We start from the raw sequence: 26,977 nt of genomic DNA, 5'->3' as shown, positions 1-26,977 counted from the left end.
CCACTAGTTTTCTTCCACCTTACCAAAATAAATGTAAAAAAAGACGAGACTGTTGTCGTCTCGTCCATAAACATTTACCGATTTAGTTCAACAAACCTGTATACCAACTGACAAGCTGCGCACCGTAGAAATAGGCAATGAGTGCAGCGACCGCAATCGAAGGACCAAAAGGCACAGGCGTCTTACGTCCTTGCTTCGTCTTTTTCAAAAAGAACAGTCCGACAATCGCGCCAATTAATGAAGCAAGAAACAGCGTCACTAACGTCTGCATCGTTCCGAGCACTAAGCCGATAACGAAAAACAACTTAATATCGCCACCGCCCATACCGCCGTTCGACACGACTGCAATCAACAGCAACAGACCAAACCCAACTGCCGCCCCAAGCAAGCTATCCCACCATGGCGTCAGCGGACTGATGAAGCGCAAGATGAAAATTGCGATACCAAACGGCAACAAGATTTTATTTGGAATCAACATATACTTAAGGTCGGATACCGTTAAAATAACCAACATCGAAATAAACAGTAATGCTACAACAAGCTCCCACTGAAATCCGAAGTGCAAGTACGCACAAACGAACAATACACCTGTGATCAACTCCATCGTGGGATAAAGTGCACTGATCTTCTCTTTACACCCACGGCACTTGCCACGCAAGAACACGTAAGAGAAAACCGGCACTAGATCAACCGCCGTCAAGTTCCGATCACACGTCGTACAGTGCGAAGGAGGCGACACGACCGACTCCTTTAGCGGCACACGCATGCCGACAACGTTAAAAAACGATCCGAATGTAATGCCGTAGAGGAAGAAAAATATACTATAGAGCCATTCCATGAATTGCCTCCTTACTCCGCTTTCTCGGTACCTGTCATTTTATTGATCGTCGTCGGATCGAACTTCAATGCAGGTGGCGGCGCATCTACTTTCGGCGCCTCATTTTGCAAGTTGACAAGATCCGGACGGAAGTACGCATTAAATGAAATGACGACCTTCATTTCACCAATATCCGATTCCTCTTCCGTTTTCTCGGCAGTCGCTTCAAACTGGATTGTCTCTACATTCATGATCCGAATCATTTCTTCAATCTCGTATATGAACGTATCCACTTGCTTGTACGTATCCGCAGCGAGCGTCACTTCCATCAACACCGTTTCGAGATTTTGTACATTTTCAGGTAATAATTCTACATCGAATACTTCTTTCGAAAAATTAATTTCTTCTATTCGACTATTGGATTTCACTTCCGCCTTCTCCAGACGAATGAGTAATGCATCTTCAAGCGGTATAACTGGCACGACTTTTTGAAGTGGCGCAGACGTTACCGTTTCATTCGGATCTTTATTCGCCAATTGCTTTTGTAATGAAAACAACACATCACGTTCCGAAGCAAATTGAGCCGCCATCTGATCCTTCGTTTCTTTCGCTGGCAAGTAGACGTTCGTTACCGTGTAGTAGACAAGGGCAATAAGAAAAATCGAGACCAATACGACCAAACCGATCTCCATCTGACGTTTAGATAGATACTTACTCAATCGGATCGACCCCTTCCGTATTCGCATCTGCAGGAGGTTGCGGTACTTCAGGTGCAGGTTGCTGTGGCTGTTCTTCAGTAGGTTGGGCTTCCTCTTGCGGTTCTTCAACCGCATTAGGATCCGCATCTGCATCTGTACCTGGTAGAGCACGGTCATCAACAAACTGAATGAAATAGGTAGCGAAATATCTAGGCAAAACATTCTCGCGTTCTTTAATATCTAGTTTTTCCGTCTCAATTCCTTCGAATGTCGCATCAATTACTAACGAGGATGCTTTCATTCGTGTTAGATAGAGCGCAGGCTCCATCAAATCATCAAACTGTACTTTCAACGTCACTTCGTTCGGTGCAGCGAAAGTCAACTCCTGGAAGAATCCTCGATCAGGCAACGCTTTCGAAAGATCTTCTATAAGAGGTTGTGTTTTATATTGATGCCCCTTAAGAAACTCCACCGTCGCAGCTAACTGTTCTTTTTCCTGACCAAATGCGGACAACCGCATTTGGGACGTAATACTTTCTTGTTGTTTCTGTATTTCATATGTAGATTGTTGTAACTTTTGAGCTTCATCATCATATTTTTGAGCGAAGAAATACAGCACGGCGCAACTAATGAAAGCGACTAAAAGGATGGCAATCGCTATCCAAAGAAAAGTAGTCTTCTCCCGGATCTTCTCCGGCAGTAGATTTATATCGACTAACATACGCTTATTACACCTCTTCCTTCAGCGCGAGACCAATAACTCGGTGAAAATCCGCAGTAATAGCGGTTCCGTCCACACAACTAATCGGTTCCTTCACTAAGGGAAGTGCTTCGATCGCTAAGCGTTCTCGTACCATCTGTAATAATTCCTCTTGTTGTGTATAGGTTCCATTCCATACTAGATGGGTAATAGCTGAATCATTCTCCGCCAAATTAAAGCGATAGAAGTTCGCCAGTTTCTCGAGCTCCATGACGATCGTAAGTGGTTCAACCTGCTGTTCCAGCTCTTCACCCGTCGACATGCTGAGTGGCAACTCAAGTTCCATCGAGCGTATGAACAAAGGATAATGAGAATAGAAAATAGACACGGTCAGACTACGACCACGCAAATCAGCAAGGAGAATATGTTCCGTCCCCTCAAATTGATGCACATGATGTGCCAGACGATACAGAGAAAGCGGTGCAATGTCCGCCACAACCGGCTCCAACTTTACGGACTTCAGCACTTCCTCATATGTCTGCATAATACTTTCTTTCGACGCAATTAAAATCGCTTCATTCTGCGCATTATTCGTTGTATACGGAACGACATCAAATACCGGATCATCAAACGGCAAATAAATCGTCGAACCAATCTCGATAAAGAAATGGCTTTTCAGCTCTTCATCCTCCACCGTGTCTGGATATGCAACACGTCGGATAATGACATATGTATCGGGCGCAAGAAACGCCACGTCACGCTTCGCAAGATTCCAATCTTTCACAACCTCAGTCAAGACTTCCCGCAGCATATCTTCTTCGGCTATTCGGCCTTCTTGGATGATGTGTTCCGGTAGAAGCATCTCTTTCGCTGTATCTAGTACGATTGGATCCAAGGATTTTATTCGTACGTATCGAATCGCATCATCATCAAGAGTTAATGAATAAACACGTTTTTTACGGCTGAATGTTGGCATAGTGAGTTTGGAAAGCGGGCGTTTTAAATTAGATAATATAGACATGAACGAACTCCTTCCAGACGAGAGAACTCAAGGTGTTTGGTGATTTTTCTAGTGAACTAGTAATGGTAAGTATAGCAAATGTGGTGGGAGAAAGGAAGATTGGTAGGGAAAGGTGACGAAATATTATGCACTGTAGTTAATTACCAGATATTGCGGGTAAATCACCGCATGCCTCTGTTCCAACTTTAGTAGATTTACCACTGTTATTGATCATTTCTATTGTCGCTCTCCGAAATTCCACTTCATTTTTCTTTATGATTGCTTTACCGCAGATCCAGGATGGATTTGCGGTAAAGCAATCCAGAATGTATCATTGACTAAACTTTCATCTTCCAAATATCCATCTTTAATTAATGTGGGTATACCAACAGAGTTGATATAACCGTTTGGCTCAAAATGTTCTATGAAATATAAGTCAGCTGCATTGATTAATAAAACCGCATTATTCTTTTCTGATTTTATGCGAGTATTCACTACGATATTAGAAATTGAAGGTATTGCGATGGCGGAAATAATTCCCAGTATTACAATAACGCCTAATAATTCAACAAGCGTTAAACCTTTATTGTTGGTTAGCATATCTTTCAAAAACACACTTCCTTTTGCATTTTGGTCTCTCTATTTTTATATTTAAAAAAGATTGTTTTAAAAAAGACTCTGAAGAGAAAATCTCTGCAGAGTCCAATATTCATAAAGTATTTAGAGTTATTTTATATTCATAATGCTTATCAAAGTAGAGCTACCTTTTAATTACTCTCCAGCATTTCGGTTTACAACTACGCCAGTTCCACCAGCTTTTGCAGTAGCATCTGTTATCATTTTATTTGTAGCGTTAGTGTATGCAACACTTACGCCTTTTGTTTTAGCTGTTCCACTAATAGTATTGCCTGTCGCTACTTTCGTAACAGTTCCTACTGAAGTAGTTGTAAATCCACCAGTATCCTCTAAAAATCCTTCTGTTTTCAGTTCTTCGGAAGTTACTGTTGCCCCTTCTTTACTTCCATTTTCAGTAAAGTACAACTGAGCAGCGGATAAAACATTCTGTCCATCACCTTTTAATGCATTAACCTTAGAATTCGTAATAATATTCCCAATAGCCGGCACCGCGATCGCAGCAATAATTCCCAAAATAACAATAACTGCTAGTAACTCGACAAGCGTCAAACCTTTTTGATTTAATTTCTTCTGCAAAAACTTTTTCATATAATTTCCTCCTCTTGTTTTTTCTTACTCTATGAATATAGTATATCAGAGGTATTAGGAAAATAACACTAGTTTTATTGAAATAAATAAAAATAATACATAACATTTATTGTTTCTGTTACAAACTATCTATCTGTTCAAACATACTAAACATCGGCATCATAATTGCTAAAACTATAGTCCCGACAATCGCTGCTAAGAAAACGATCATTAAAGGCTCTATTAAAGCTTTTAAACGGTCCGTAGCAGCCTCTACTTCTTTCTCGTAAAAATCAGCAACTTTTGCTAACATAGAGTCCAAAGAACCAGTCTCTTCTCCAATTGCAATCATATGAGGTATTAACGGCGGGAATGCCCAGTGGTTCAACATAGGTTCAGTTAAAGATCCGCCACGTTCCATTGATACTCTAGACTCACCAATTACTTTTGAAATGACTTCATTCCCTACAACTCTTTCCGTCATAGTTAATGCTTGCAAAATAGGTACCGAGCTTGAAAACATCGAGCTCAATGTACGAGTCATCATAGCGAGTGAAGACTTTTGAGCGATGCTGCCGAATATAGGTAGTTTCAACAAAATGGTATCAAGAATATATTTCCCCTTTGGATTGCTTCTAAACAGTACATAACCAACAACTAAAGCTGAAACAATTAGAATTAACAAGTACCAGTAGTTTTCAATCCATTCACTAGCTGCCATAACAGCACGAGTTAGCCAAGGTAATTGTCCACCTATGCTATCAAACATATCTACGAACATCGGTACGACGAACCATAAAAGAAAAATAACTACTGCAACAGCTATAATCCCAACGACTACTGGGTATGCCATCGCAGACGTAACTTTTTGTCTCGTGCGATACGCTTTCTCGAAATGCTCCGCTAATTGATCCAATGATTCATCCACTGTTCCTGAAACTTCTCCTGCTGCTACCATATTCAAAACCAATGGTTCAAACACTTTAGGATGTTTCCCGAAAGCTATCGATAACGGTGTACCTGTGCGCAAATCTTCCTGAACTGAGGTCAAAATCTTTCGGAATGAAGCCTGCTCCACCTGCATAGATAAAATCCTCACCGCATCCACAATCGTAACCCCCGCTTGAAGAAGCGTTGAGAACTGTCGCAAGAACATGATCAATTGATCACGCTTTACCGGACTTCCAATAGTTATATCTTTCGTCAAGACCGTCTCTTTCTGTTCTACAAGACTTACTACACGAATTCCTTGCCCTTTAAGTTTGATTGCCGCATCACGTTTATTCGTAGCGGTTACCGTACCGCGGCGAATCGCTTTAGCATCTCGCCCTTCATATGTAAAACGAGCCACTATTAATCATCCCCTTGCAAAAACGGCAATGCTGCTTCATACGAAATGATTCGCTGATCCATCAAATTCTTTACGGAGTGATCCATCATATGCATCCCCTGCGCACGACTTGTCTGAATGACGTTCGGAATCTGGTGAATCTTCTCAGATCGTATCAAGTTCGACACAGCAGGATTATTAATCATAATTTCCGTTGCCGCACGTCTTCCTTGCTTATCCATCGTTTGGAATAAACGCTGAGAAACGACTGCTTTCAAAACGCCCGCCAATTGCACACGAATTTGCGCCTGTTGACCATGAGGAAATACGTCTATGATTCTATCAATCGTCGAAGCGGCACTCCATGTGTGTAAAGTCGCAAGAACTAAGTGGCCGGTTTCCGCAGCAGTAATGGCCGTAGAGATCGTCTCCAAATCTCGCATCTCACCAACTAGAATAACGTCCGGATCTTGACGCAAAGCAGCACGTAAACCGGCCGCAAACGACAGCGTATCAAAACCGACTTCACGCTGATCAATAATAGAAGAACCGTGCGCATGCATATACTCAATCGGATCTTCCAATGTAATAATATGCTTACGCATTGTTTCATTCATATAACGAATCATCGCAGCAAGTGTCGTGGACTTACCTGAACCTGTTGGCCCCGTTACTAAGATTAGTCCTTGTGCCGTATCAGATAAACTCTTCAACGTTCCCGGCATATTCAAATCATCGATTGACGGAATCTTTGTAGGGATCGTCCGGAATGCCAATGAAATCGCACCGCGTTGTTGAAATGCGTTGACACGGAAACGTGAAACGCCAGCGATTTCATAAGAATAGTCAATCTGTCCTGCTTCTTTAAAAGCTGGAATCATCTTTTCTGGGATCGTCTGATAAGCAATTTCTTTTGTGTCTTCTTCAGTCATAACCGTTTCACCAAAACGTTTCAAGTCGCCATGTACTCGGAAAACTGGCGGCACGCCTATAGTTAAGTGAATATCGGATGCTTTGATTTTAAAGGCCTCAGTTAGTAATTGATCAATTCTTTCCGTCACAGCAAACACTCCTAATCTAACAAGGCTACTCTCAACACTTCTTCAGTAGTTGTAATGCCTTGCTGTACTTTTTCCAAACCATCGTCTATCAAGAATATCGTTTCACTTCTCTCTGCAATATCACGGAATACTGTAGGTGCTGTGCCGCTATTAATAGCATCACGCAATTCAGCATTTATGATCAAAACTTCATGTATTGCAATACGCCCTCGATAACCAGTCATATTACACGCAGAACAACCTGTACCACGATGGATCGTTTCTATCGATTTCCCACGTCTGGCAAAAATTTCTTTTTCACGATCAGTAGCCGGCTGAGTAGTACCACAATCTCGACAAACACGACGAACCAATCGTTGAGCCACTATCGCATTTAGTGAAGCGGTCAAAAGGAAAGGCTCCACACCCATATCAAGTAATCGTGATATAGACGCCACCGAGTCATTTGTGTGGATCGTGCTCAACACTAAGTGTCCAGTCAATGAAGCACGTATCGCGATTTCCACCGTCTCTTTATCCCGAATTTCTCCGACCATTACTACGTCAGGATCTTGCCGTAAAATAGAACGTAACCCTGTCGCAAATGTTAACCCTACATTGGAATTCACTTGAATTTGATTAATTCCTTCCAATTGATATTCCACAGGATCTTCAATCGTAATAATATTTACCTCTTCGCTATTCAATCGATTCAAGGCTGCATATAACGTAGATGACTTACCAGAACCCGTTGGACCAGATATCAGAACGATACCATTAGGCTTCTCGATTTCATCGAGAAAACGCTCTAGATTCGTTGACCCAAAACCAAGCTTTGTCATGTCGTTTAACGAACTGCTCAAGTCTAAAATTCGCATAACGACTTTCTCACCAAAGACTGTCGGCAAAGTCGATAACCGCAAATCAATCGGACGGAAATCAATCATTACTTTAATACGACCATCCTGAGGCATGCGAGATTCGGTAATGTTCAAATTCCCCATAATTTTAATCCGTGCAAGTAACATGGACTGCATATGCTTTGGTAAAACTCGTTCCGTCTGCAACTTCCCGTCAATTCTAAAACGGATGATGACTTGATGTTCTTGAGGATCAATATGAATATCACTGGACTTCATAGACACCGCACTATAAATAATCTGGTTCACTAGACGCACAACAGGAGAATCATTATCTACGATATCATCTTGTTGCTCCATCTGACTTGCAGTAGTTTCTGGTTCTTCAAACAGCAAGTCATCAAATAATTCATCATCATAATATCTAGTAATCGTTCGTGTTATATCATCTTTTGACGCAATCGCAGTTTCTATATGAAATCCTGTGGAAAGTCGTAAATCTTCAATCGTATTGTAATCCATTGGGTCCGCCATCGCGACAAATAATTTATCTCCATCTTTTTTCAACGGAACAATCATTTTTTGCTGCGCTAAACCTTTAGGTACAATATTAAACAACTTCGGATCAAACGGATATCGGAACAAGTTGACGTGAGGAATTCCGAGTTGGAACTCCAACACTTCAATTAATTGCTGCTCCGTAATATACCCACGCTGCAATAACGCATCACCAAGTCGCTCATCCCGAGACTTTTCTTTCAACGTACTCATTAACTGTTCGTCCGTCAGCAAACCAGACTCTATTAATAAATCTCCAAGACGTTTTCTAGTTGTCGCCATCTGAATCCCCCTTTATCAATCGATTGGATTACCATTCTTGTCGACTTTAATCAGATTGCCGCCTTTATCGTAATCAAAGTTTACGTCATCTTTTTCACCGGAACCGTTCGAGTTACTTGAACCGCTTCCGTTAGATGATCCTGAGCCTTTGCTTCCCGCTTCCAAGTTACCATCGCTACCTGATCCGCCACCATTTGGAGAAGTGGAGCCATTTCCGTTAGAGGAATTAGACGGATTATCAGTCGACCCATTACCAGAAGTGTTTCCATCGGTATTGCCAGAGTTACTATCCACATTACTATCAGGGACTTTCTCTACTACTTTTTCTAAACTATGACGTTCAATAATTGGTTGCGGTGCATAGAAATCAACCGATACATCTTCAATCTCTTCCAATGAACCATTCAGCATAACATTACGTTTAACCGCAACCTCCATGCCTTTCTTACCTTTATCCACTACTTCAATCGCACCCGCATTTACAAAAGCGCTATAACGGATAACCGTTTTAGGGTCATATTTTGTAATTTTCTCCACTTCAGTATCGTAGCTATGCACAAATGGCAGACCTTCAATCGACAGCTCCAATTGTGAGCCTGTCCAATCCGTACGAATTGTGAAGACTGTTTGATTAGGGTTCGTGAAAAGAAAATCCAAATCGAGCTTACGATTAATCGCCGCTTCGAATCCTGGTTCAACGCCTGCTGGCAATTCAGTAGAAATATTTCGTTCATCCATGATCCAATTCGTTTGCAGTGCCGCTTTATATAGAAGAGAAGCCATAATCGTCATTTGTAAATCTGTCGCACTAGCAGCCTCTTTACCTTCTAGATATTTACGGAATGAAAACGAGGAATTCGGCTGAATTTCTAAACCATCCAAGTCGTCCATCAATAATTGGAGCCCTTTAGCTAATCCATCCACTTTATATTCAGCAGACGCAATGACTTGTTTCTGTTCATATAGCTCCGGTATAAAATTCGCTAGATAGACTTGCTGTGGCATAATCCCACTTTGTAGCTGAACTTCTATTTGTGAAGCAATCTTCTCCACGTCATCTTCACTAAATGTTAGCGAATTAAAATTCTGCTTCATTACCGTTCGAAGCCCTTCACGGGAGACATGTGAGACTAAGGAATTATCATCTCCACTTTTAGCTTGGGTTAATGTGGCGTCGGGATCAAAACTAACTACCTCTGCCGGTATATCTACTTGTAGATCTTGTACAATTAGCTGTACGGATAAAGTTTGTTCAAGCTCTGCAAAATTATTTACTAGCTTTTCTTTCGCATCTTTACGATTATGTTTTGATATCTCAAACGGCCCTGCATATGTGTGCTTACTGAACTTTTTAAAATTCGAGAAGAAGCCGTCGCCTGCATATGCTTGTTGGGTGAATACTGCGGAGATGACTAGTAGTAGAGCGCCTAGCGTCAATCCGACTTTGTATAGTTTTGGTTTCATTTTAGATGATCACCTTTTCGTTTCATTTAGTCAAACAGGTTAGTAGATCACATTCTCAAGAACAGGGGGTTGCCAATTTATCTTAACTGGTTCTTGAGGTTCAACTGGATTAGTAGGACTAGTATGAGTTTCTATACCACACTTCTTTTCATACTCAGTAGCTGAAAGTTTAATAACGTTATTACTCTTATACTTTGACTCCTTAGATGTTTTGAATGAGTTAGAATAGTATATGTTACTGTCATCATCCATAGTTAGTTTTCTAACATCAAAATCTATCGCACAGACTTTTGAATCGTCCATCGTCATAATGTCTGATGTTAAATAATTTGTAGATACAACAGAATCGTCTAATTTTAAAGTAGTACTAGATTTAATTTGCTTAGCTATCAATAAACTTTCTTCTAATTCTCCTCCGTTACCGAGTGTTAATATTCCACCTATGTTTAAATTAGTATCATCCAACTTAAACTTTGTTGAAGATTGATAATCTCCTAAAACAATCATATTAACATCATCCAAATTTGTTCCATTTGTAGCTGTTACTTTTCCACCTACAAACACATCTGAGTCTTCAGCTTCCAGTGGTTTTGATGTGTGTAGAAAATAACCATCTATATGCAAAACAGAATTCTTTATAGTTGAGCCATTGGCGGTATGTGCATCACCTTTTATTCTTACCTCTGATCCTTCAACATAAAAAAGACCACCACCAGTATCCATCCTTACACCTACATCCAAATTCGAGTTTATGAAGCTAGCACCACCTGAATTGTAATTCGTAGTGATTGTTAAATCAGTTTTAACAAAGTCAGCTTGCCCGTTCGCTTTGTATGTATTAGTACTAATAATGGAATTTCCAATATTAGCGGTTTGAACTTCTAATGAATTTGCTATTGTTAATTGGACTTCATTGAATGTTGTGGTACCACCATTAAAATCTCTAGCTATTATTTTTGAGTTTTGAATAGAATTTTTACCTGATGTAATACTAGTATCTACTATTACATCCGAGTTATTTATATTCAAATCAGCCGTTTGCTCGAATTTCTTCGTTTTAACTTTTGAATTATTAAGCGATATAGAACTATTACCTTTCAAAGTGCTTCCTACAACAATTTCAGTATTTTTAATATTTAAATTCGCTGCTTCAATTTGATTTTTAATATTAATAGATGAACCCACTATATCAATAGTGCCCCAAGAAGTTAGATAGTTATCAACAAACAACATGGAATTATTGATAGAAAAATTAGCTTCGTGTTTATTCGAAATGTAACAGTCAAGATTGGATAAATTTCCGGTTGAGGAAGTGCATGCATTTTTTTGTTTTATAATACCTTTAATATCAGCAGGAGCTTTTGGAGAGTTGGCCAGCCTTGGACTTTTTATAGATGGCATCGTAACGAGACTTCCACCAGAAGGAGATAATTTATCTGGATACACAGGTGTGTTACCTCCTGCTAGTTCAACTTTCGGGAATATATAAGTGTAACTAAAAGTAAGGTCTTTCGCTTTTTTTTGTAGTTTAGCACTCTGCGGCAACTCGCCCCCTACCATACCTTCTACTGTCACAAAGATATCTCCATCTATAGTTTTTAGTATGATTTCTGCGGCGATTAATTTGTGTCTGTACGAATCATCAACAAGTTCTATAGCTGATTCATTTAGCAAGGTGGTTTTGCGATCTTCTAGTTTAACAAGGAATTTTTTCACAATTTCATTTTGAATTTCAACATAGTCAATAGGAGTATCTACATAAGCTATTCCTTTCTTCTTTGCTTGTGCTGCCGCTATAGCTTTGGCGGTACGCGCTTCGTTTTCTAATCTAATAAATTCTGCTTCTAATTCATTTTCATCGTATACTTGCTTTAATTTCCAAGTATAATATTCCAGGCCAGATTCTGCTGATACCACTACCAAATTATTTTCATCCACAGTTGTTTCTTGCACACGGTTACTTAGTGCACCACGCATAAATACTGCTGTAATGACGGTAATAAATACAATGGCAAATAGGACAATAATTAAAGCATAACCTTTTTCATTATTTAGTTGTTTCATCACGTAAACCCCCTACATCAGGTTTATTAGTTTTAATACGAGCAATGGTAGTCGGTATCTGAACAACTCGCTTGCTATTTTTAGGATCGATTACCGCAAAATTTGTTAAATCCAAGTCCATAGTTGTAGGCGTTTGTAATTCATCTTGTAAAATATATCTATAGTTAAATAGATTGCTAATTACACCATCGTATTGAGGCTTAGGCAAATGTTTTGTATCATACCCTTTACATTCTGTAACCTTCACTTCATTCGTGCTAATAGTTAGTTTATATTCGTAACAATTTCGATGGACTTGCTGAAGCTCAGATATTATGTAATTGGCTTCTTGTTGTAATTTTAAAGTAGAAGTTTCACCAACGTTAAACTTTGTTGCGACTGAGATAGTCGTCCAAATGACACCCGTTACTAGTGTCAAGAGAAGGAGCGTTGCAAGTACTTCAACAAGTGTCATACCTTTTTCATTTTTCAAAATGACATCTCCTCTCTAATCTAATTCTACGTAACCGAAAGTTTCACTAATTGTGTTCTCACTGACTTTTACTCTAATATGAATTTTGTATAATTCTTTTTGTCTACTTGCCGTATCTTCACCTATACCACTGCATGTTTGACCATTGACATTATAACAATCTATTTCTACAACATTGTTATGTTTACCAAGCCAAGTATAGGTTTCATAATCATTGGTACTTATACTGTTTTTAATTTTTTCATTGATTATTAATTTAGAGGGATTCTTTTTCAAATTAATTAATTCTACCTTAGCTGAATTCATAGTCTGTAATTTCGTCTCTGTCCGATCATTCACACTCACCATCTGAGGAAATATCGTCATAAAGCTAATGAAAACAATCCCAAGAATCGTTAGTGAAGCTAGTATTTCCACCAGCGTAAAACCTCTCTCATTTTTCCACTTCATGACGTTACTCCTTCCCCATTAACATTTATCATCATATTCTACTACTCCCACTAAAACTAAATACCTGAATATGAAACTAACAGTCTATAAAACACATTCTATTAAGCCTATTGTCTCATTAAACTACTCAATAAGTAAAGAGAGCCAACGACTACTTTTATATATTTTTGCGAACTATTCAAATCTACTTCTTCATATGAAATTATGCGGCTCGCTTCTATAGGACAAACCGCCTGCAAGTCCCCCGCTTTAGCAGCTTGTTCATGTGGAAAATCTACGAATGTAAAACTATTTGCAATCGGCTCCAAAATCTCAAGTGTCGCCTTATAATCTTTCGTATTCAACATCCCGACAACCCAATCGACATTCTCTCCCGGAAACTGCTCTTCAATCGTCCGCACCAACATACGTGCCGCGGCGGGATTATGCGCTCCATCAATATACACATTCTCCGCAATTTTTTGGAATCGAAAAGGCAATGCAACATTCGTAATCGCGTCTGCCACTTTGTCTTGTTTTAAAGGCACCCCTGCCAATGATAAAGCTTCTAGTGCTACTGCATGATTGATTGCCTGATGTGGGCCTTTCATATGCCGCACTGGAATTTCAAATGTAGACATACCCCTAAACTTTTCCGTTTCCCCTTGCTCCATAGTGAAATTCTCTCCATATGCACGCACTAAACTTTTTTTCATCTTTGCTTCTGCCAGTACAACCTCTTTCGCTTCTTCTGGTAGCTCTCCTATTACTACAGGAGTATATGGCTTAATGATGCCCGCCTTATGCTCTGCGATCTTCGCTAACGTGTCACCAAGAAACCCAATATGGTCTAGCGCAATTGACGTAATAACGGATACTAAAGGCGTTACGACATTCGTGCTGTCGTATCTGCCACCCATCCCCGTCTCAAGCAACACATAATCAGGTCCCGCGTTACGGAATGCTAAAAATGCCGCCACTGTCAGCAATTCAAAGTCTGTCAGCATACCACTCAATCCTGCGGCTTCCATCTCCTCGAACACATACTCCAATTCCTCATGTGTAATTGGCTTTCCATTGATTCGAATCTGATCATGTACATCCACTATGGCCGGTGAAGAAAATACGCCCGTTTCAAATCCGTGTGCTTGCAGGACAGCTTCCATTACCGCAATCGTCGAGCCTTTACCGTTCGTACCCGCCACATGAATAATTCGTAAATCTCTCTCAGGATTCAACACACTCGCCAATGCCTCTTCAATCGCGTCCAAACCCGGTTTAATCAAATCATCACTCATTATGTCAAATTGTTTTTTATATTCATCAAATTTTGGAATCAAAGAAATTCCTCCTGTGCTAAAATTAAGTTATATACAGTATAGCAAAGGTGGCGTCGGGATTGAAAAGTTGTTGGGTTATTTATAATGGTAGTTTAACGAGTGATAAATTCGCAGATCAAGCACGGCTTATACAGGAAGCGGCAGAGCGTGCTGGTGTACGTACGACAATTTTAAAAAATTATGAAATTCAGATGGATGTGCAAAATGAAGTGAAAGATCCTCCTGATTTCGTCGTCTTCCTCGATAAAGATACGCTGCTTGCACAGTATTTAAAAAATATGGGGATCCCCATCTTCAATGATCCTGAAGTCATTGAAACTTGTGATAATAAAGCAAAACAGTATCTTGAACTGGCAAAGCATGGTGTTGCGATGCCGAAGACGATCATCGCACCGAAAGTTTATCCTAATTTCACGATTACAGAAAGCGGATATTACGAGATTGTCCTTGAGACTCTTCGCTTGCCTATGATTATTAAAGAAGGTCATGGCTCATTTGGTATGAAGGTGTATTTGATCGAGACGAAAGATGCGTTTTATGAGAAAGTCGATGAGCTGCGTGGCGTGGATTATATCTTTCAAGAGTTCATTGAGACGAGTAGAGGTCGAGACTTACGCGTAAACATAGTAGGAGATCAAATCATTGCGGCTATGTATCGCCACTCAGAGACAGATTTTCGAGCGAATATTACGAACGGCGGCGTAGCTGAAGTGGTGGAATTGACTAGCGCACAGAAAACACTAGCTATGGAAGCGGCAAAAGCAGTTGGAGCAGAATTCGCAGGCGTTGATTTATTATTCGGTGCGGATGAACAGCCCCTCGTTTGCGAAGTGAACGGCGCAGCACATATCCGTAACCTCTTGAACGTCACCGGCATTAACGTAGCCGATGCAATGATCGCGTACATTCTGGAGAAGATTGAATGAAAGGCGCCGTTTACTATAATGAGGAGGAAGCGAAGAGGAATCACGCGTTTATCGACGATCTTTTGAAAGAAGCGAAAAATCTAGGGATTGAATTAAAGCTGATAACTAATTCGCCTACCGAGCCGCTTGATTTCATTTTATTCCGAGATCGTGATCCTACATTCGCTTTGGAATTGGAACAAGCGGGCTACCGAGTGTTCAATCGAGCGAGTGTCCAGAAAATCGCCAATGATAAACTGCGTACATTTGAACTCGCTACCCTACTTGGTATTCCCGCCGTTCCCACATTCCGAGCGGATCAACTTCCCCCCTTGCCCTTTGTAATGAAAACGCGCGGAGGTCATGGCGGTAATGAAGTATTTCTATGCGAATCTGTGAAGCAAACTGAAACTATTCTAAATCAATTCAATCATAATGAACTAATCGTGCAACCCTTCATCGAATCGAATGCAACAGATGTCCGCGTATTCATGTTGGGTAATGAAGTGTTAGGTGCTGTAAAACGAACTGGAGCGAAAGATTCATTCAAAGCCAACTACACATTAGGCGGCACAGTGGAAAAGTACACGCTGAACGATACTGAAATGAAACAAGTTCAAGCGATTTCCCGGGCAATTTCAAGCGACTATATTGGCATGGATTTCATACTTCCAATTTCAGGTGGCTGGTTGCTGAACGAAATCGAGGATCCAGTTGGTGCCCGTTCACTCTATCGAACACATGAGTTTTCAGTAGCGAAGAAATTATTGGAGTATGTCAAAAATCAGTTGGGTGATGAATCATGTTAAGAAAGTGCTATACTATTTTGGATGAAGTAGATACAAGTAAGACAGCACAGGATATGATTCGTTGGCAGAAAGAACGTGATGAGATAAGAAAGACTAACGGATCGTAATCGAACAAGCACCAAAAAAGTAAATCGCCCACTCCCTCGCCTATTTTCTAAAGGCAAGGAAGTGGGCAGTTTTTCAATTAACTCTTTATAAAAGAAGTAATCCAGTTTCCAATATATTCACGGGGAACTGTTAGAGTAATTCCAAGTTTCGATTCAGTTCCCATATAGGAATTAATATAGCCAGTATCCATGAAAACCGTAAACTCATAAAGGCTTTCATCATGAGGATCTTTTGAATAAGCGAAAGAAACCCCTGGGGAAAGTACACTAAGAGTTCCACAACTCTTTTCATCCATTTTCTTCATTTGTTCCAATAACGTTTCGATTTCTTGATTTATCCAAATAAAATTATGTGAGTAATTCAAGAATCCATAAGAGAAGGTTAGTTTGAATTCAATTTCGAATAGCCCATCCTCTGATTCTCCAATTTTGATTACTTCATGTTTTACTTCTGTTTCACTGAACTCGAAACTTCTATCTTTAAGTGTATATTCCATAGTCACTTATCCTTTCAATAATCTAATAGCTCATTCATAATTTATTCCCACACAAAGGGAAAAAAGAAATACCAATACTAGAAGTACCTCCATCATGAATCAGCAGTCGGTAATCTTGATCTGTTTTATCAAACAGGATTAATTGATCCGGACAATCAAACGGTTCATCGTGTATGTCGCATGTGAAATTTGCATGATACGCCATATCTTCGCAACAATGCTGTTTCATTCCTATTGACCTTCCTTTCTGCTACCTCAGTGCCGTTCTTTTATATTATTAAGTAAATTAACCATGCTAGTACATATGAGTGTAACAAACTCCACGGAACGTTTGTTGATGCACGTGAGAGTTGCGCCTATGATATATAGAGAGCAGGAGGGAAAACGATGGATACGAGTAAAGTTGGAGAAGTAATCTATAATTTGCGCAAAGAAAAAGGATTCACACAGAAGCAATTAGCCGATCAAATGAATATCTCGGATCGCACCATTTCAAAATGGGAGCGCGGATATGGTTGTCCTGATGTAACGCTTTTATCTAGCTTATCTACACTGTTAGGTGTAAATATAGAAAACATTTTAGATGGTGAATTACTATCTAATGAATTTATAGGAGGTAACATGAAAAAATCAAAGTACTTTGTATGCCCATCTTGCCATAATATCGTATTAGCAACAGGAGATATTACAATATCTTGCTGTGGTAGGAAGCTGGAAGCTCTCGAAGCGAAGAAAGCGAGCGAGGCAGAAAAACTAACGATTGAAGAAGTGGATAATGAACATTTTATCTCAAGTGATCACCCGATGACAAAAGATCATTATATATCCTTTATCGCCTTCGCCACTGGTGATCAAGTTCAAATCATTAAACAATATCCTGAGTGGAGTTTCCAAACACGCCTGCCAAAACGAAAACATGGCACTTTATTATGGTACGATACACAGTTAGGGTTGTATTATCAATTTATCTAAACAGCTAAAAGCACTTCTCCTCATGAAGTGCTTCCCTCTACACGATTCATTCCATTATTTCTGAAGAAGTCTATTGTTTGCTTACAGGTCATGTAAGCCAGTTCTCTATTGTATGAAGAAGCGTAAGGATCACTAAACCCGTGCTCCCCATCATACATATGTACATCTACATTCGGCTTCTCTAATTTCAAAACCATTTCTTTGGCGTCAAATGACTTTTCGACATTCGGAAAATAGCGCTCTTCGATTTTTTCTTAGGCAATGCACCTTGCTTCATTTTCTGATCCAGTCTCTTAATAACAAATATCACAATCAGGCCCGCTATTATAATAGGTAATACAATACCCTAAATTTCAATAATTGCTTGCATAACTAAACCGCTCTCTGTGAGGACCTATAATAATATTATGTAAACCACCTTAATGAAATCTCAGTATTAGATTCACAATTCTAAAGATGGCTAGCACCTCTAGTAACGGTTCTCCACTACTCAATTAACACGTTCCCTACATATTCTACCGTTCCACTATCTGCAAGAAGGTGTAAGACAATAATATATTCACCCTTCTCGTTAGGCATGTTGAAAACTTCCCCATCTACCTCGATTTCTGTCTTGATTCCATCTTTCATGACATAAGCGCTTAACTTCCTGATAGCAAAATCCTGAGTGACAAATACGATTCTCACTTCTTGCCCTTTATGGTAAACCAATGTTTTCTGATCTCTTGCGACTGACAAAATATCATCTGTTTTCTTAGTATACAATTTGTCCGAATCCCACTCGATATTCACCGCGGTCAATTCTTCTGTATCAGGATATTCCGTATGATTCATTAGAGTAACATCTGGAGGGGTGAAATCATAATCTTCTCCAAAACATGCGGTTAGTAGAAGTGTTGAAAATACTATAATTCCTAACTTCGCGAATAATCTCATAGAACACCTCTTTACTTTTTAGTTTTCCTTCCACATATCACTCTTTGCCATCATACCAACTAAGCGCTTTACGCTCCAATTCCTTTACAAACAGATCCTTTCCATCTATATAGGATTCTATGTCGTTTGGAAACATGGAAGCTAGTTTCATTTTCAAGTCGCCATAGAGCTTACTCTCCTCGGGATATAGGCGAAGATAATCTCTAACAGCTAAATGACGGCCAATGTCATATGAATTGCCCTCCTCGAACACATGGATGTGATGCGTTCGAGTCTGTTCACCTTTTCTAAAATAACGTCTTCCCTTCATTCCAAATTCACCAAGCGCTTCATAACCGATTTCATTCATCTGCGTACTCAAGGCGTCAACATTTTCTATTGTCTTTACTACGGGCATTATATCAATAATTGGTTTAGCTGTTAGACCTTCTACAGATGTACTGCCGATGTGATGAATACTTACTAATTCTTCTTCAAAAACCGTGGCGATCTTTTGAGATTCTATTTTAAACAATTCTGGCCATTGAGTGTTGTATTCCACTACTTCCACTTTCATATCGTTCCTCCCTATCTATTTTATCGATCTACGTTTAACCACTTTGTTAATCTTCCCAATAAAAGATGGCATCCAACACTAGATATTGTCGCTCATTCCGATAAATTGTCGGGATTTTCGTTTTAAAAGATAGTGGTACACTCATTTCTTTTGCAGCTAATAGCTTGTAATCAAATTCCTCTAAAGCATTCTGTAATTCTAATGCTAGTATTCCTAATTCCTCACCAACAGCTAGCGAAATTGGTTCATCAAGAATTGTACCTTGTCCACTTCTTACTTCCTCGTTCGTCTCTATACGAATTGTTCTATACCTAACGTCTTCTCCCATTATAGCAACTGGTGCTAGACGACTTATATCGAGTATAATACCTTTTATCTCGATCTCACGCATTCCATTTTTTTCTTCCACAACGATACAATCTTCTTTCCAATAACAAAAAAACTCCACAAAGGAAGCATAGCCACTGCCAAAATGATCCCATTCCGCTTCGCAGAGCACATTGTGGATGCGATTGATTCGATAGAACAGCCGATTGATATGTGCCAAGATCTCTTTTTCATCATAGCTATCATAAGGAAAGGTGTCCCCTATAACTTCACCTTTGACAAGCATTCGCAATTGCTGATCTGTAAAAATTAAAAACACCTCATTTATCTACTATTTTACTCCACGCCACTCTCGAGAATCGAAAACGTCTCTTGTTCACAATCTATCTCTGCCAACGCCCCATACGGTAATATAAACTTAGGTTCTGTATGCCCAAAGTTCAAGTTGTATAAAATAGGCAAATGCTCCAAACCATATTCTTTCATCACGTTCAGAATTTCCTCTTTATACTCATTAAAATATTTTTCGTCTTGAGGTTTACCGAATATAATCCCATTCACTTTCTGTAAGATTCCTTGTGCTGCATAATTTCTTAACCAGTATCGAATCAAACTAGGCTCGGGCTTCTCTTCGGATGTTTCAAAGAATAATATACTGTTGTTCCAATACTCGTCTTCTGGCCAAATCGCCGTACCCTTCGCAAATTCTAATACTTCGATACACCCGCCGATCAATCGTCCTTGCACAGTACCTGAGCCTTGAAGCAGTTCGTATCCAGTATTCTTATTCATCGTACGTCGCTTTTCTTTATTCTGAGCGATCCATTCCAACCGCTCACTTGTCCACTTTTCAGCTGGCTGGATCTCACCAATAATTTCATTAGAAAAGAGAGTCCGATTTACCATCTCAACCGTGTAGGAATCCATCTCAATATTTTCAGCGAAATCGGTTAATATTGCTGGCCCGTAGAATGACGAGAGTCCTGCTTTATGACAAAACAGATGAGATACCGTAACATCAGAGTATCCCATGAAGATTTTCGGATTTTCTTGTATTACGCTAAAATCGATATATGGAAGTAAGCGGATGCTGTCCTCTCCTCCGATATTCGCAATAATCCCTTTAATATTCGGGTCCTTAAATGCAGTCATCAAATCTTCTGCACGAGCTTTCGGATTCTCATAGAGAAAGGCGGCCCCCTTTAAACTGTTTGGCATCGGCACAATAGTTAAGCCGAAAATATCTTCCAATCTCTTTACGCCTTGCTCATATCGCCACCTGATGTCCGGTTCGCCCGCGCCTCCCCACGAAGGACTCACTGTTGCGACCTGATCACCACGCTGCAATTTCTTCGGTTTAATTAACATTCGCTTCTCTCCTTTATATATTCATAGCTGTAAAGTACATATATAATATAAACATTACCGGAATAAACGTGATAATAAACCCTAAAACACGAATCCTTTTGCTTAACTGCAAAGCTAAGCCGACTGCCCATATTACGATTAAACCTAGTATGGCAATATTAGGAGTAGAATCTTCTCCCATTCCGCTAATTCCATAGCCTACAACACTATTAATCAGCACAAATAAACCAGTAAAAATATTTACTACAATGAACAGTATTCTATTCAAGCAAATTCCCCCCCTATTACTCTTAAAGAATCCATTTCATTTGTATCGTTTTCAACATATGGCCGTCAAAGTGATCATCATATTCTTTAACCGTCTCAAATCCTATCGCTTCATAAAACTTCCGCCCAACTAGATTTTCCTTTTCCACTTCGACCACAATTTCTCTCATCTCTCCCAGAACTTCAATTCCCTTTTGTATAAGAGCCGAACCCAATCCCTTCCCTTGTCGATCAGGATAAAGATAAATAGCACGCAGTTCGGATTTGACGCCTTCATCTACCTGTGAAAAATCAGCAAACCCAACTACTTCATTTTCATCTTCTACAACAAATAGATTAGAATTTTGTAGACGGGTATTCATCATACTAGTACTATAAGCCGCATCCAAAAAGCAATCTTGAATCGCACGCGGAATCATCCCCTCATACGTAGCATGCCAACTCACCCTAGCAATATCCTGTACTCTCTCAATATCCTTACTTAACATCTCCCGAACTAAAGAACCCATAGAGCACTCTCCTAACATTCATAATGTCGTGATTCCAATTATACCCATCCGACTGGATGAATACTATATTTAACATATGATTTTAGTTTGGGAGCGTAGGAGACGCCCCTGGAAAGCGTCCCCTACGAAGCGTAAATCCCTATCTCTCTTCCCTTAATCCTCACCAACCCCAAACGACAAAAGCCCATCCAACAGCATCGCGCTGTCAAATGGGCTTTCAACTTCTTCAAACTACTTTTAAATTTCCTTCAGTTCCGCAATACGACGTTCAACCGCCGCATACTTCTCCAAATAATCCTTCTCTTTCGCACGTTCTTCCTCAACAACTGACTCAGGCGCCTTGGCAGTAAAACGTTCATTCGACAACTTGCCCTGAACCCGCTTTACTTCACCTTGCCACTTGCCAAGTTCCTTCGTCAAACGAGCTAACTCTTCTTCAATATCAATCAATCCTTCAAGCGGCAAATACAACTCTGCCCCCGTCACGACTGCTGACATCGTCTTGCCTGGCGCATTCGCCTTCACGCCAATCGTCAACGTTTCTGGATTACAGAAACGCACAATATAGTTACGATTCTCTTCCAGTACCGCCACCGTCTTCTCATCTTTCGCCGAAATATACAAATCGACTTTACGACTCATCGGTGTATTCACTTCTGCACGGATAGTACGTACGGATTTGATAATGTCCATCAACAGTTTCATATTCGAAGCACGGGACTTGTCCATCATCGTTGCATCTACTTCTGGCCACTTCGCTACGGTGATTGACTCGCCTTCATGTGGAAGGTTCTGCCAAATCTCTTCTGTAATGAAAGGCATCAATGGGTGCAATAAACGCATCGTCTGATCTAGAACATGCGCAAGAACCGAACGTGTCATTTTTTTCGCTGCTTCATCTTCACCGTATAGTGGCAATTTCGCCATTTCGATATACCAGTCACAGAAATCATCCCAGATGAAGTTATATAACGCGCGACCCATTTCACCGAACTCATAACGGTCAGCTAAGCTAGTTACTGATTCAATCGTTTCATTCAGACGAGTTAAGATCCATGCATCTGCAACGGATTTCTCTCCTGATAGATCGATTTCTTCATACGTCATACCGTCCATATTCATTAACGCGAAACGGGAAGCGTTCCAAATTTTATTAGCAAAGTTCCAGATCGCTTCTACTTTTTCTGTAGAGTAACGCAGATCTTGTCCTGGTGAAGAACCTGTTGCTAGGAAGTAACGCAATGCGTCTGCACCATATTGCTCAATTACGTCCATTGGATCTACACCGTTGCCAAGAGATTTAGACATTTTTCGCCCGTCTTCCGCGCGTACTAATCCATGGATCAAGACATCCTTGAATGGACGTTCTTCGGTGAATTCAAGTGCTTGGAAGATCATGCGGGACACCCAAAAGAAGATAATATCATATCCTGTAACAAGGGCATCTGTCGGGTAATATTTTTTGAACGTTTCGCTGTCAACATCTGGCCAGCCCATAGTCGAGAACGGCCATAGAGCAGATGAGAACCAAGTATCCAGTACGTCATTGTCTTGTGTCCAGTTTTCTTCATCAGCTGGTGCTTCTTGACCCACATAAATTTCGCCTGTTGTGTTGTGATACCAAGCCGGAATTCGGTGACCCCACCATAGTTGACGAGAAATACACCAGTCGTGTACGTTTTCCATCCAGCCCAAGTATGTTTTCTCGAAACGTTCAGGCACAAACGTTACTTTTTCTTCTTCATTTTTCTGAAGATTGATTGCTTGCTCAGCAAGTGGCTGCATATTGACGAACCACTGTGTAGAAAGGTAAGGCTCGACTACTGCGCCGCTTCGTTCCGAGTGTCCGACAGAGTGCATATGTTCTTCAATTTCAAATAGCACATTCATCTCTTGTAAGTCTTTGACGATTTGTTTACGGCATTCGAAACGATCCATACCTTCATACTTACCTGCTAATTTATTCATCGTGCCATCTTCATTCATCACCAACACACGTGGCAAGTTATGACGGTTACCTATTTCAAAGTCATTCGGGTCATGCGCTGGTGTGATTTTGACTGCGCCGCTTCCGAAGTCCATTTCTACGTAGTCATCCGCGACGATCGGAATCTCGCGTCCTACAATCGGTAATTTGACCATTTTGCCGATTAAATGCTGGTAGCGTTCGTCATCCGGATGAACCGCAACAGCTGTATCACCGAGCATCGTTTCAGGACGTGTTGTCGCTATTTCAATTGAGCCTGTGCCATCTGTCAGTGGGTAGCGCATATGATAGAATGCACCCTGCACATCTTTATGGATAACCTCAATATCAGATATCGCCGTCTTTGTCGCAGGATCCCAGTTGATGATGTATTCACCGCGATAGATCAGCTTTTTCTCATACAACTTAACGAATACTTCGCGTACCGCTTTTGACAAACCTTCATCCAAAGTAAAACGCTCTTGGGAGTAATCGAGAGCCAGACCAAGTTTCGCCCATTGTGCACGGATATGGCTCGCATATTCTTCTTTCCATTTCCATGTTTCCTGTACAAAGTTTTCACGGCCAAGATCATAACGGGTTTTGCCTTCAGCGCGAAGTTTTTCTTCTACTCTCGCTTGTGTCGCAATTCCCGCATGGTCCATTCCTGGCAACCACAACGCATCATACCCTTGCATACGCTTCATGCGGATGAGCATATCTTGTAACGTCGTATCCCAAGCGTGCCCTAAGTGAAGCTTACCTGTGACGTTCGGTGGTGGAATTACAATTGTGTATGGTTCTTTTTCGCTTGTTACATCCGATTCAAAATACTTCCCTTTAAGCCACCATTCATAACGTCCTTTTTCAACTGCCTGTGGATCGTATTTAGTCGGCATCGTCAATTCATCAGTCATTTCAGTTCCTCCTTCAAATAAAAAGGGATACAAAAAAGCCCCACTCATCCCGGTAAAAGGACGAAGGAGCTCGTGGTACCACCTTTATTTATGAACGCTAAAAAGCATTACATCTTCATGATTTGGTAACGGTCTTCACCGGATCCTGCTACTACAACTTCACAGAAACTGCTCATAGGGGACTTCCATATGTTGTTTCCAGGTACGTTCCACCAATCGCACCCTCTCTAAAGAAAACGGTTCACATGTACTTTCCTACTCTTCGCATTTATATTCATATACCCATTATTATACGCGAAACATGTAGAGTCCGTCAACTGAATAGTAGTCTATAGAGAAAGGATGGTGAACGATGCGAAGAGGTTATAATCCATATCTATTGCCGCCATGGCTACGGAAAACGAGATTTTACTGTAAAGGCTGTATCATCCCATTAACCGTGTTTCAGTTGATCCGGTTGCTCATTGTCCCGACGACCGGCGACTTTTTAATATTTTGCTTACTCGCTGCTTTGTCCTTCTGCTTCTACAAAAACATTATTTGAATGGAAGATCTTTCTCGTTACATCGTCATCCATCTCGGCGATGTATAAGAGAAAGTCTTCCATTTCATTATTTACTTGTTCCACCGCACGGTCAGCATTTGCGAGAAACTCCATATGGGAAGTCGATGCAGCCACGAACTGTGGTGCTGCTGGCTCTTCTTCAATAACAACCGGTTCTTGTACAGGCTTTTCCTGTTTCAAGTAAACAGTCCACTCGAGCTTCAACCCTCCGTCTTCTTGTGATGAAGTTTTAATATCTGTTACTTCAAGTTGTAAGTCTCCATCGAGTTCTACCGGCAGATCAACATTCAAAGGCACAGCGTATTCAAAATATCCTTTACTATTTTCTACTTCCACGTCATTAATGACTAATACATCTTCAGTTATCAATTCCACTTGCTTGTCTGCATCAAATACAACGTTTGCCGCGATATGATAGATCCCTTGCAAACGGACCGCTTCTTCCGTACGATCCTCCGTAAACCCTGGTGTCACCTTTACCTCAGCCGATTCAGCAAATGCCCCATACTCAGCAGGGAAATAAAAAGACTCATGCAATGTCCATTGATGCGTCGTCATTTTCGCTTCACTCCTTTTCTTAACTCAGGCTACTATATGAAAAAATGGAGGAGTTTAGAAGTGAAGTATAGCGTAGATTGGAAATGAAATAATGGCTACCCAGCTATTCCGCAAATTTTTATCAAAAAAAGCGCCAAGCAAATAACTTTGCCTGACGCTTCATCATTATCGCTTCAATTTCTCAAACACTGTATGGAATGCTTCCACAGTTTTCGCGATGTGTTCTTCTGTGTGTGCTGCTGACAAGAACATACCTTCGAATTGGGAAGGTGGTAATAAAATACCTTCTTCCGCCATCAGACGGTAATACTCTGCAAACAACTTCAAATCAGATGTCTTCGCTTTATCGTAGTTATTAACACGTTGATCCGTAAAGAAGAACCCGATCATCGAACCTGCACGGTTGACGGTATGCGGAATATTATTAGCTTTCGCTGCTGCTCGGAAGCCTTCTTCCAACTGATCACCAAGCTTGATGAAGTGTTCGTATGTTTTCGGCGTCAACTTTCTCAACGTTTCGATACCCGCTGTCATTGCTAATGGGTTACCAGACAATGTACCCGCCTGATAAATAGTTCCTGCAGGCGCTACATGCTCCATAATCTCGCGAGAACCGCCATACGCTCCTACAGGCAGTCCGCCACCAATTACTTTACCAAGACATGTTAGGTCCGGTTTGATGTTGAAATGACCTTGTGCACATTTATACCCTACACGGAATCCGGTCATGACTTCATCAAAGATTAGTAATGAACCATTTTCTTCTGTCAACTCACGTAAACCTTTAAGGAAGCCGTTATCAGGTCCTACAACACCCATGTTTCCTGCAACTGGTTCTACAATAATTGCAGCAAGGTCGTTTCCGTACTCTTTAATAGCCAATTTGACACTTTCAAGGTCGTTATATGGAACCGTGATTGTGTTAGACGCAATCGATTCAGGTACTCCAGGGCTATCAGGTAAACCTAATGTAGCAACGCCGGATCCCGCTTTAATGAGCAAGGAATCCGCATGCCCATGATAGCAGCCTTCGAATTTAAGGATTTTATTACGCTTCGTATAGCCTCGAGCTAAACGAAGTGCACTCATCGTCGCCTCCGTACCGGAAGATACCATACGTACCATTTCGATGGATGGTACACGGTCGATTACTAGCTCTGCCAATTCATTTTCTAGAAGAGTGGGTGCTCCGAAACTTGTACCTGTTTCAGCTACTTTCTGAATTGCTGATACTACATCAGGGTGTGTGTGTCCTAGGATTAGAGGACCCCAAGACAGAATGTAATCTATATATTCATTGCCATCGATATCCTTAATAATCGCACCTTTACCACTTTCCATAAAGATCGGATCCATGTTGACTGATTTGAATCCACGAACTGGTGAGTTGACGCCACCTGGCATTAACTCAACTGCTTCTTTGAATGCCTGTTTAGATTTTGTATATGTTTTTTGTCCCAT

The 26,977-nt window shown here is 40.6% G+C and carries 30 protein-coding genes and 1 other annotated feature; of the genes, 3 read left to right on the top strand and 27 right to left on the bottom strand.

Features of this window, described 5'->3' with window-relative positions; genetic code table 11:
• Positions 1 to 82: 82 nt before the first annotated feature.
• The 14 genes from CSV80_RS06100 to CSV80_RS06035 all read right to left on the bottom strand — a co-directional run bounded on the left by CSV80_RS06100 (position 83) and on the right by CSV80_RS06035 (position 14,257).
• Positions 83 to 838, bottom strand: a complete 756-nt coding sequence (locus tag CSV80_RS06100) for a prepilin peptidase (RefSeq protein WP_099670044.1) — start codon at positions 836 to 838, stop codon at positions 83 to 85.
• An 11-nt stretch (positions 839 to 849) separates the two neighbouring features.
• The gene (locus CSV80_RS06095) at positions 850 to 1,536 is read right to left on the bottom strand and encodes a pilus assembly protein PilO (RefSeq protein ID WP_099670043.1); all 687 of its coding nucleotides are present in this window, start codon (positions 1,534 to 1,536) and stop codon (positions 850 to 852) included.
• The gene (locus tag CSV80_RS06090; RefSeq protein ID WP_099670042.1) at positions 1,529 to 2,236 is read right to left on the bottom strand and encodes a PilN domain-containing protein; all 708 of its coding nucleotides are present in this window, start codon (positions 2,234 to 2,236) and stop codon (positions 1,529 to 1,531) included. The genes CSV80_RS06095 and CSV80_RS06090 overlap by 8 nt, the downstream gene beginning before the upstream one ends.
• 7 nt (positions 2,237 to 2,243) lie before the next feature.
• Entirely contained in the window at positions 2,244 to 3,236 is a 993-nt protein-coding gene (gene pilM / locus CSV80_RS06085; RefSeq protein ID WP_099670041.1) for a type IV pilus biogenesis protein PilM, read from the bottom strand.
• A 252-nt stretch (positions 3,237 to 3,488) separates the two neighbouring features.
• Entirely contained in the window at positions 3,489 to 3,815 is a 327-nt protein-coding gene (locus tag CSV80_RS06080; RefSeq protein WP_099670198.1) for a type II secretion system protein, read from the bottom strand.
• Between the two features lie 171 nt (positions 3,816 to 3,986).
• The gene (locus CSV80_RS06075) at positions 3,987 to 4,439 is read right to left on the bottom strand and encodes a prepilin-type N-terminal cleavage/methylation domain-containing protein (RefSeq protein ID WP_099670040.1); all 453 of its coding nucleotides are present in this window, start codon (positions 4,437 to 4,439) and stop codon (positions 3,987 to 3,989) included.
• Between the two features lie 118 nt (positions 4,440 to 4,557).
• The gene (locus CSV80_RS06070) at positions 4,558 to 5,769 is read right to left on the bottom strand and encodes a type II secretion system F family protein (RefSeq protein ID WP_099670039.1); all 1,212 of its coding nucleotides are present in this window, start codon (positions 5,767 to 5,769) and stop codon (positions 4,558 to 4,560) included.
• A 2-nt stretch (positions 5,770 to 5,771) separates the two neighbouring features.
• On the bottom strand, positions 5,772 to 6,809 hold the full coding sequence (locus tag CSV80_RS06065; protein ID WP_099670038.1) for a type IV pilus twitching motility protein PilT: 1,038 nt from the start codon (positions 6,807 to 6,809) through the stop codon (positions 5,772 to 5,774).
• Between the two features lie 11 nt (positions 6,810 to 6,820).
• Positions 6,821 to 8,488 (bottom strand): GspE/PulE family protein, encoded by a 1,668-nt coding sequence (locus tag CSV80_RS06060; RefSeq protein WP_099670037.1) that lies wholly within the window; start codon positions 8,486 to 8,488, stop codon positions 6,821 to 6,823.
• Positions 8,489 to 8,503: 15 nt separating this feature from the next.
• Positions 8,504 to 9,952: a VanW family protein gene (locus CSV80_RS06055; RefSeq protein ID WP_099670036.1), complete on the bottom strand. Its 1,449-nt coding sequence runs from the start codon at positions 9,950 to 9,952 to the stop codon at positions 8,504 to 8,506.
• Positions 9,953 to 9,991: 39 nt separating this feature from the next.
• The gene (locus CSV80_RS06050; RefSeq protein WP_099670035.1) at positions 9,992 to 12,016 is read right to left on the bottom strand and encodes an autotransporter outer membrane beta-barrel domain-containing protein; all 2,025 of its coding nucleotides are present in this window, start codon (positions 12,014 to 12,016) and stop codon (positions 9,992 to 9,994) included.
• A complete protein-coding gene (locus CSV80_RS06045) occupies positions 12,000 to 12,488 on the bottom strand; it encodes a prepilin-type N-terminal cleavage/methylation domain-containing protein (RefSeq protein WP_099670034.1) in 489 nt (162 codons plus the stop codon). Before CSV80_RS06045 ends, CSV80_RS06050 begins: the two co-directional genes overlap by 17 nt.
• A gap of 15 nt (positions 12,489 to 12,503) precedes the next feature.
• Positions 12,504 to 12,938: a PulJ/GspJ family protein gene (locus tag CSV80_RS06040; protein ID WP_099670033.1), complete on the bottom strand. Its 435-nt coding sequence runs from the start codon at positions 12,936 to 12,938 to the stop codon at positions 12,504 to 12,506.
• Between the two features lie 107 nt (positions 12,939 to 13,045).
• Positions 13,046 to 14,257 carry a bifunctional folylpolyglutamate synthase/dihydrofolate synthase gene (locus tag CSV80_RS06035; protein WP_099670032.1) on the bottom strand — a complete coding sequence of 404 codons (1,212 nt, stop codon included), beginning with the start codon at positions 14,255 to 14,257 and terminating at the stop codon, positions 13,046 to 13,048.
• 59 nt (positions 14,258 to 14,316) lie between these two features.
• Between CSV80_RS06035 and CSV80_RS06030 the strand changes: the two genes are divergently transcribed.
• On the top strand, positions 14,317 to 15,183 hold the full coding sequence (locus tag CSV80_RS06030) for an ATP-grasp domain-containing protein (RefSeq protein WP_099670031.1): 867 nt from the start codon (positions 14,317 to 14,319) through the stop codon (positions 15,181 to 15,183).
• Positions 15,180 to 15,971, top strand: a complete 792-nt coding sequence (locus CSV80_RS06025; protein WP_099670030.1) for an ATP-grasp domain-containing protein — start codon at positions 15,180 to 15,182, stop codon at positions 15,969 to 15,971. The genes CSV80_RS06030 and CSV80_RS06025 overlap by 4 nt, the downstream gene beginning before the upstream one ends.
• A 184-nt stretch (positions 15,972 to 16,155) precedes the next feature.
• Here CSV80_RS06025 and CSV80_RS06020 read toward each other — a convergent pair whose 3' ends face one another.
• Entirely contained in the window at positions 16,156 to 16,575 is a 420-nt protein-coding gene (locus tag CSV80_RS06020) for a hypothetical protein (protein ID WP_099670029.1), read from the bottom strand.
• Positions 16,576 to 16,609: 34 nt separating this feature from the next.
• A complete protein-coding gene (locus CSV80_RS06015) occupies positions 16,610 to 16,804 on the bottom strand; it encodes a DUF6980 family protein (protein ID WP_099670028.1) in 195 nt (64 codons plus the stop codon).
• Positions 16,805 to 16,962: 158 nt separating this feature from the next.
• Here CSV80_RS06015 and CSV80_RS06010 point away from each other — a divergent pair, with 158 nt between their 5' ends.
• A complete protein-coding gene (locus tag CSV80_RS06010) occupies positions 16,963 to 17,547 on the top strand; it encodes a helix-turn-helix domain-containing protein (RefSeq protein ID WP_099670027.1) in 585 nt (194 codons plus the stop codon).
• A 20-nt stretch (positions 17,548 to 17,567) separates the two neighbouring features.
• On the opposite strand, the gene CSV80_RS17305 is transcribed toward CSV80_RS06010, so the two are convergent.
• The 11 genes from CSV80_RS17305 to hemL all read right to left on the bottom strand — a co-directional run bounded on the left by CSV80_RS17305 (position 17,568) and on the right by hemL (position 26,977).
• A complete protein-coding gene (locus tag CSV80_RS17305) occupies positions 17,568 to 17,744 on the bottom strand; it encodes a dienelactone hydrolase family protein (protein WP_143560463.1) in 177 nt (58 codons plus the stop codon).
• Positions 17,735 to 17,857 (bottom strand): hypothetical protein, encoded by a 123-nt coding sequence (locus tag CSV80_RS17990; RefSeq protein WP_255407638.1) that lies wholly within the window; start codon positions 17,855 to 17,857, stop codon positions 17,735 to 17,737. Before CSV80_RS17990 ends, CSV80_RS17305 begins: the two co-directional genes overlap by 10 nt.
• 176 nt (positions 17,858 to 18,033) lie before the next feature.
• Entirely contained in the window at positions 18,034 to 18,483 is a 450-nt protein-coding gene (locus tag CSV80_RS06005; RefSeq protein ID WP_099670026.1) for a hypothetical protein, read from the bottom strand.
• 37 nt (positions 18,484 to 18,520) lie between these two features.
• On the bottom strand, positions 18,521 to 19,039 hold the full coding sequence (locus tag CSV80_RS06000; protein ID WP_099670025.1) for a GrpB family protein: 519 nt from the start codon (positions 19,037 to 19,039) through the stop codon (positions 18,521 to 18,523).
• 46 nt (positions 19,040 to 19,085) lie between these two features.
• Positions 19,086 to 19,685, bottom strand: a complete 600-nt coding sequence (locus CSV80_RS05995) for a hypothetical protein (RefSeq protein ID WP_099670024.1) — start codon at positions 19,683 to 19,685, stop codon at positions 19,086 to 19,088.
• A gap of 17 nt (positions 19,686 to 19,702) precedes the next feature.
• A complete protein-coding gene (locus tag CSV80_RS05990) occupies positions 19,703 to 20,734 on the bottom strand; it encodes a S66 family peptidase (RefSeq protein WP_099670023.1) in 1,032 nt (343 codons plus the stop codon).
• A gap of 13 nt (positions 20,735 to 20,747) precedes the next feature.
• Positions 20,748 to 21,002 (bottom strand): hypothetical protein, encoded by a 255-nt coding sequence (locus CSV80_RS05985; RefSeq protein WP_099670022.1) that lies wholly within the window; start codon positions 21,000 to 21,002, stop codon positions 20,748 to 20,750.
• Positions 21,003 to 21,024: 22 nt separating this feature from the next.
• Positions 21,025 to 21,510, bottom strand: a complete 486-nt coding sequence (locus tag CSV80_RS05980) for a GNAT family N-acetyltransferase (RefSeq protein WP_099670021.1) — start codon at positions 21,508 to 21,510, stop codon at positions 21,025 to 21,027.
• A gap of 237 nt (positions 21,511 to 21,747) precedes the next feature.
• Positions 21,748 to 24,393, bottom strand: a complete 2,646-nt coding sequence (locus CSV80_RS05975) for a valine--tRNA ligase (protein WP_099670020.1) — start codon at positions 24,391 to 24,393, stop codon at positions 21,748 to 21,750.
• Positions 24,394 to 24,446: 53 nt separating this feature from the next.
• Positions 24,447 to 24,665 (bottom strand) — a binding site (T-box leader).
• Positions 24,666 to 24,892: 227 nt separating this feature from the next.
• Positions 24,893 to 25,516 carry a hypothetical protein gene (locus CSV80_RS05965; RefSeq protein ID WP_099670019.1) on the bottom strand — a complete coding sequence of 208 codons (624 nt, stop codon included), beginning with the start codon at positions 25,514 to 25,516 and terminating at the stop codon, positions 24,893 to 24,895.
• A 165-nt stretch (positions 25,517 to 25,681) separates the two neighbouring features.
• Entirely contained in the window at positions 25,682 to 26,977 is a 1,296-nt protein-coding gene (gene hemL / locus CSV80_RS05960; RefSeq protein WP_099670018.1) for a glutamate-1-semialdehyde 2,1-aminomutase, read from the bottom strand.

Origin of the sequence: Sporosarcina sp. P12(2017) (assembly GCF_002743035.1) — a bacterium.
GTDB classification, from domain to species: domain Bacteria; phylum Bacillota; class Bacilli; order Bacillales_A; family Planococcaceae; genus Sporosarcina; species Sporosarcina ureae.
Note: the sequence above shows the minus strand (reverse complement) of the source record. Positions and strands in the feature narration are given on the sequence as shown.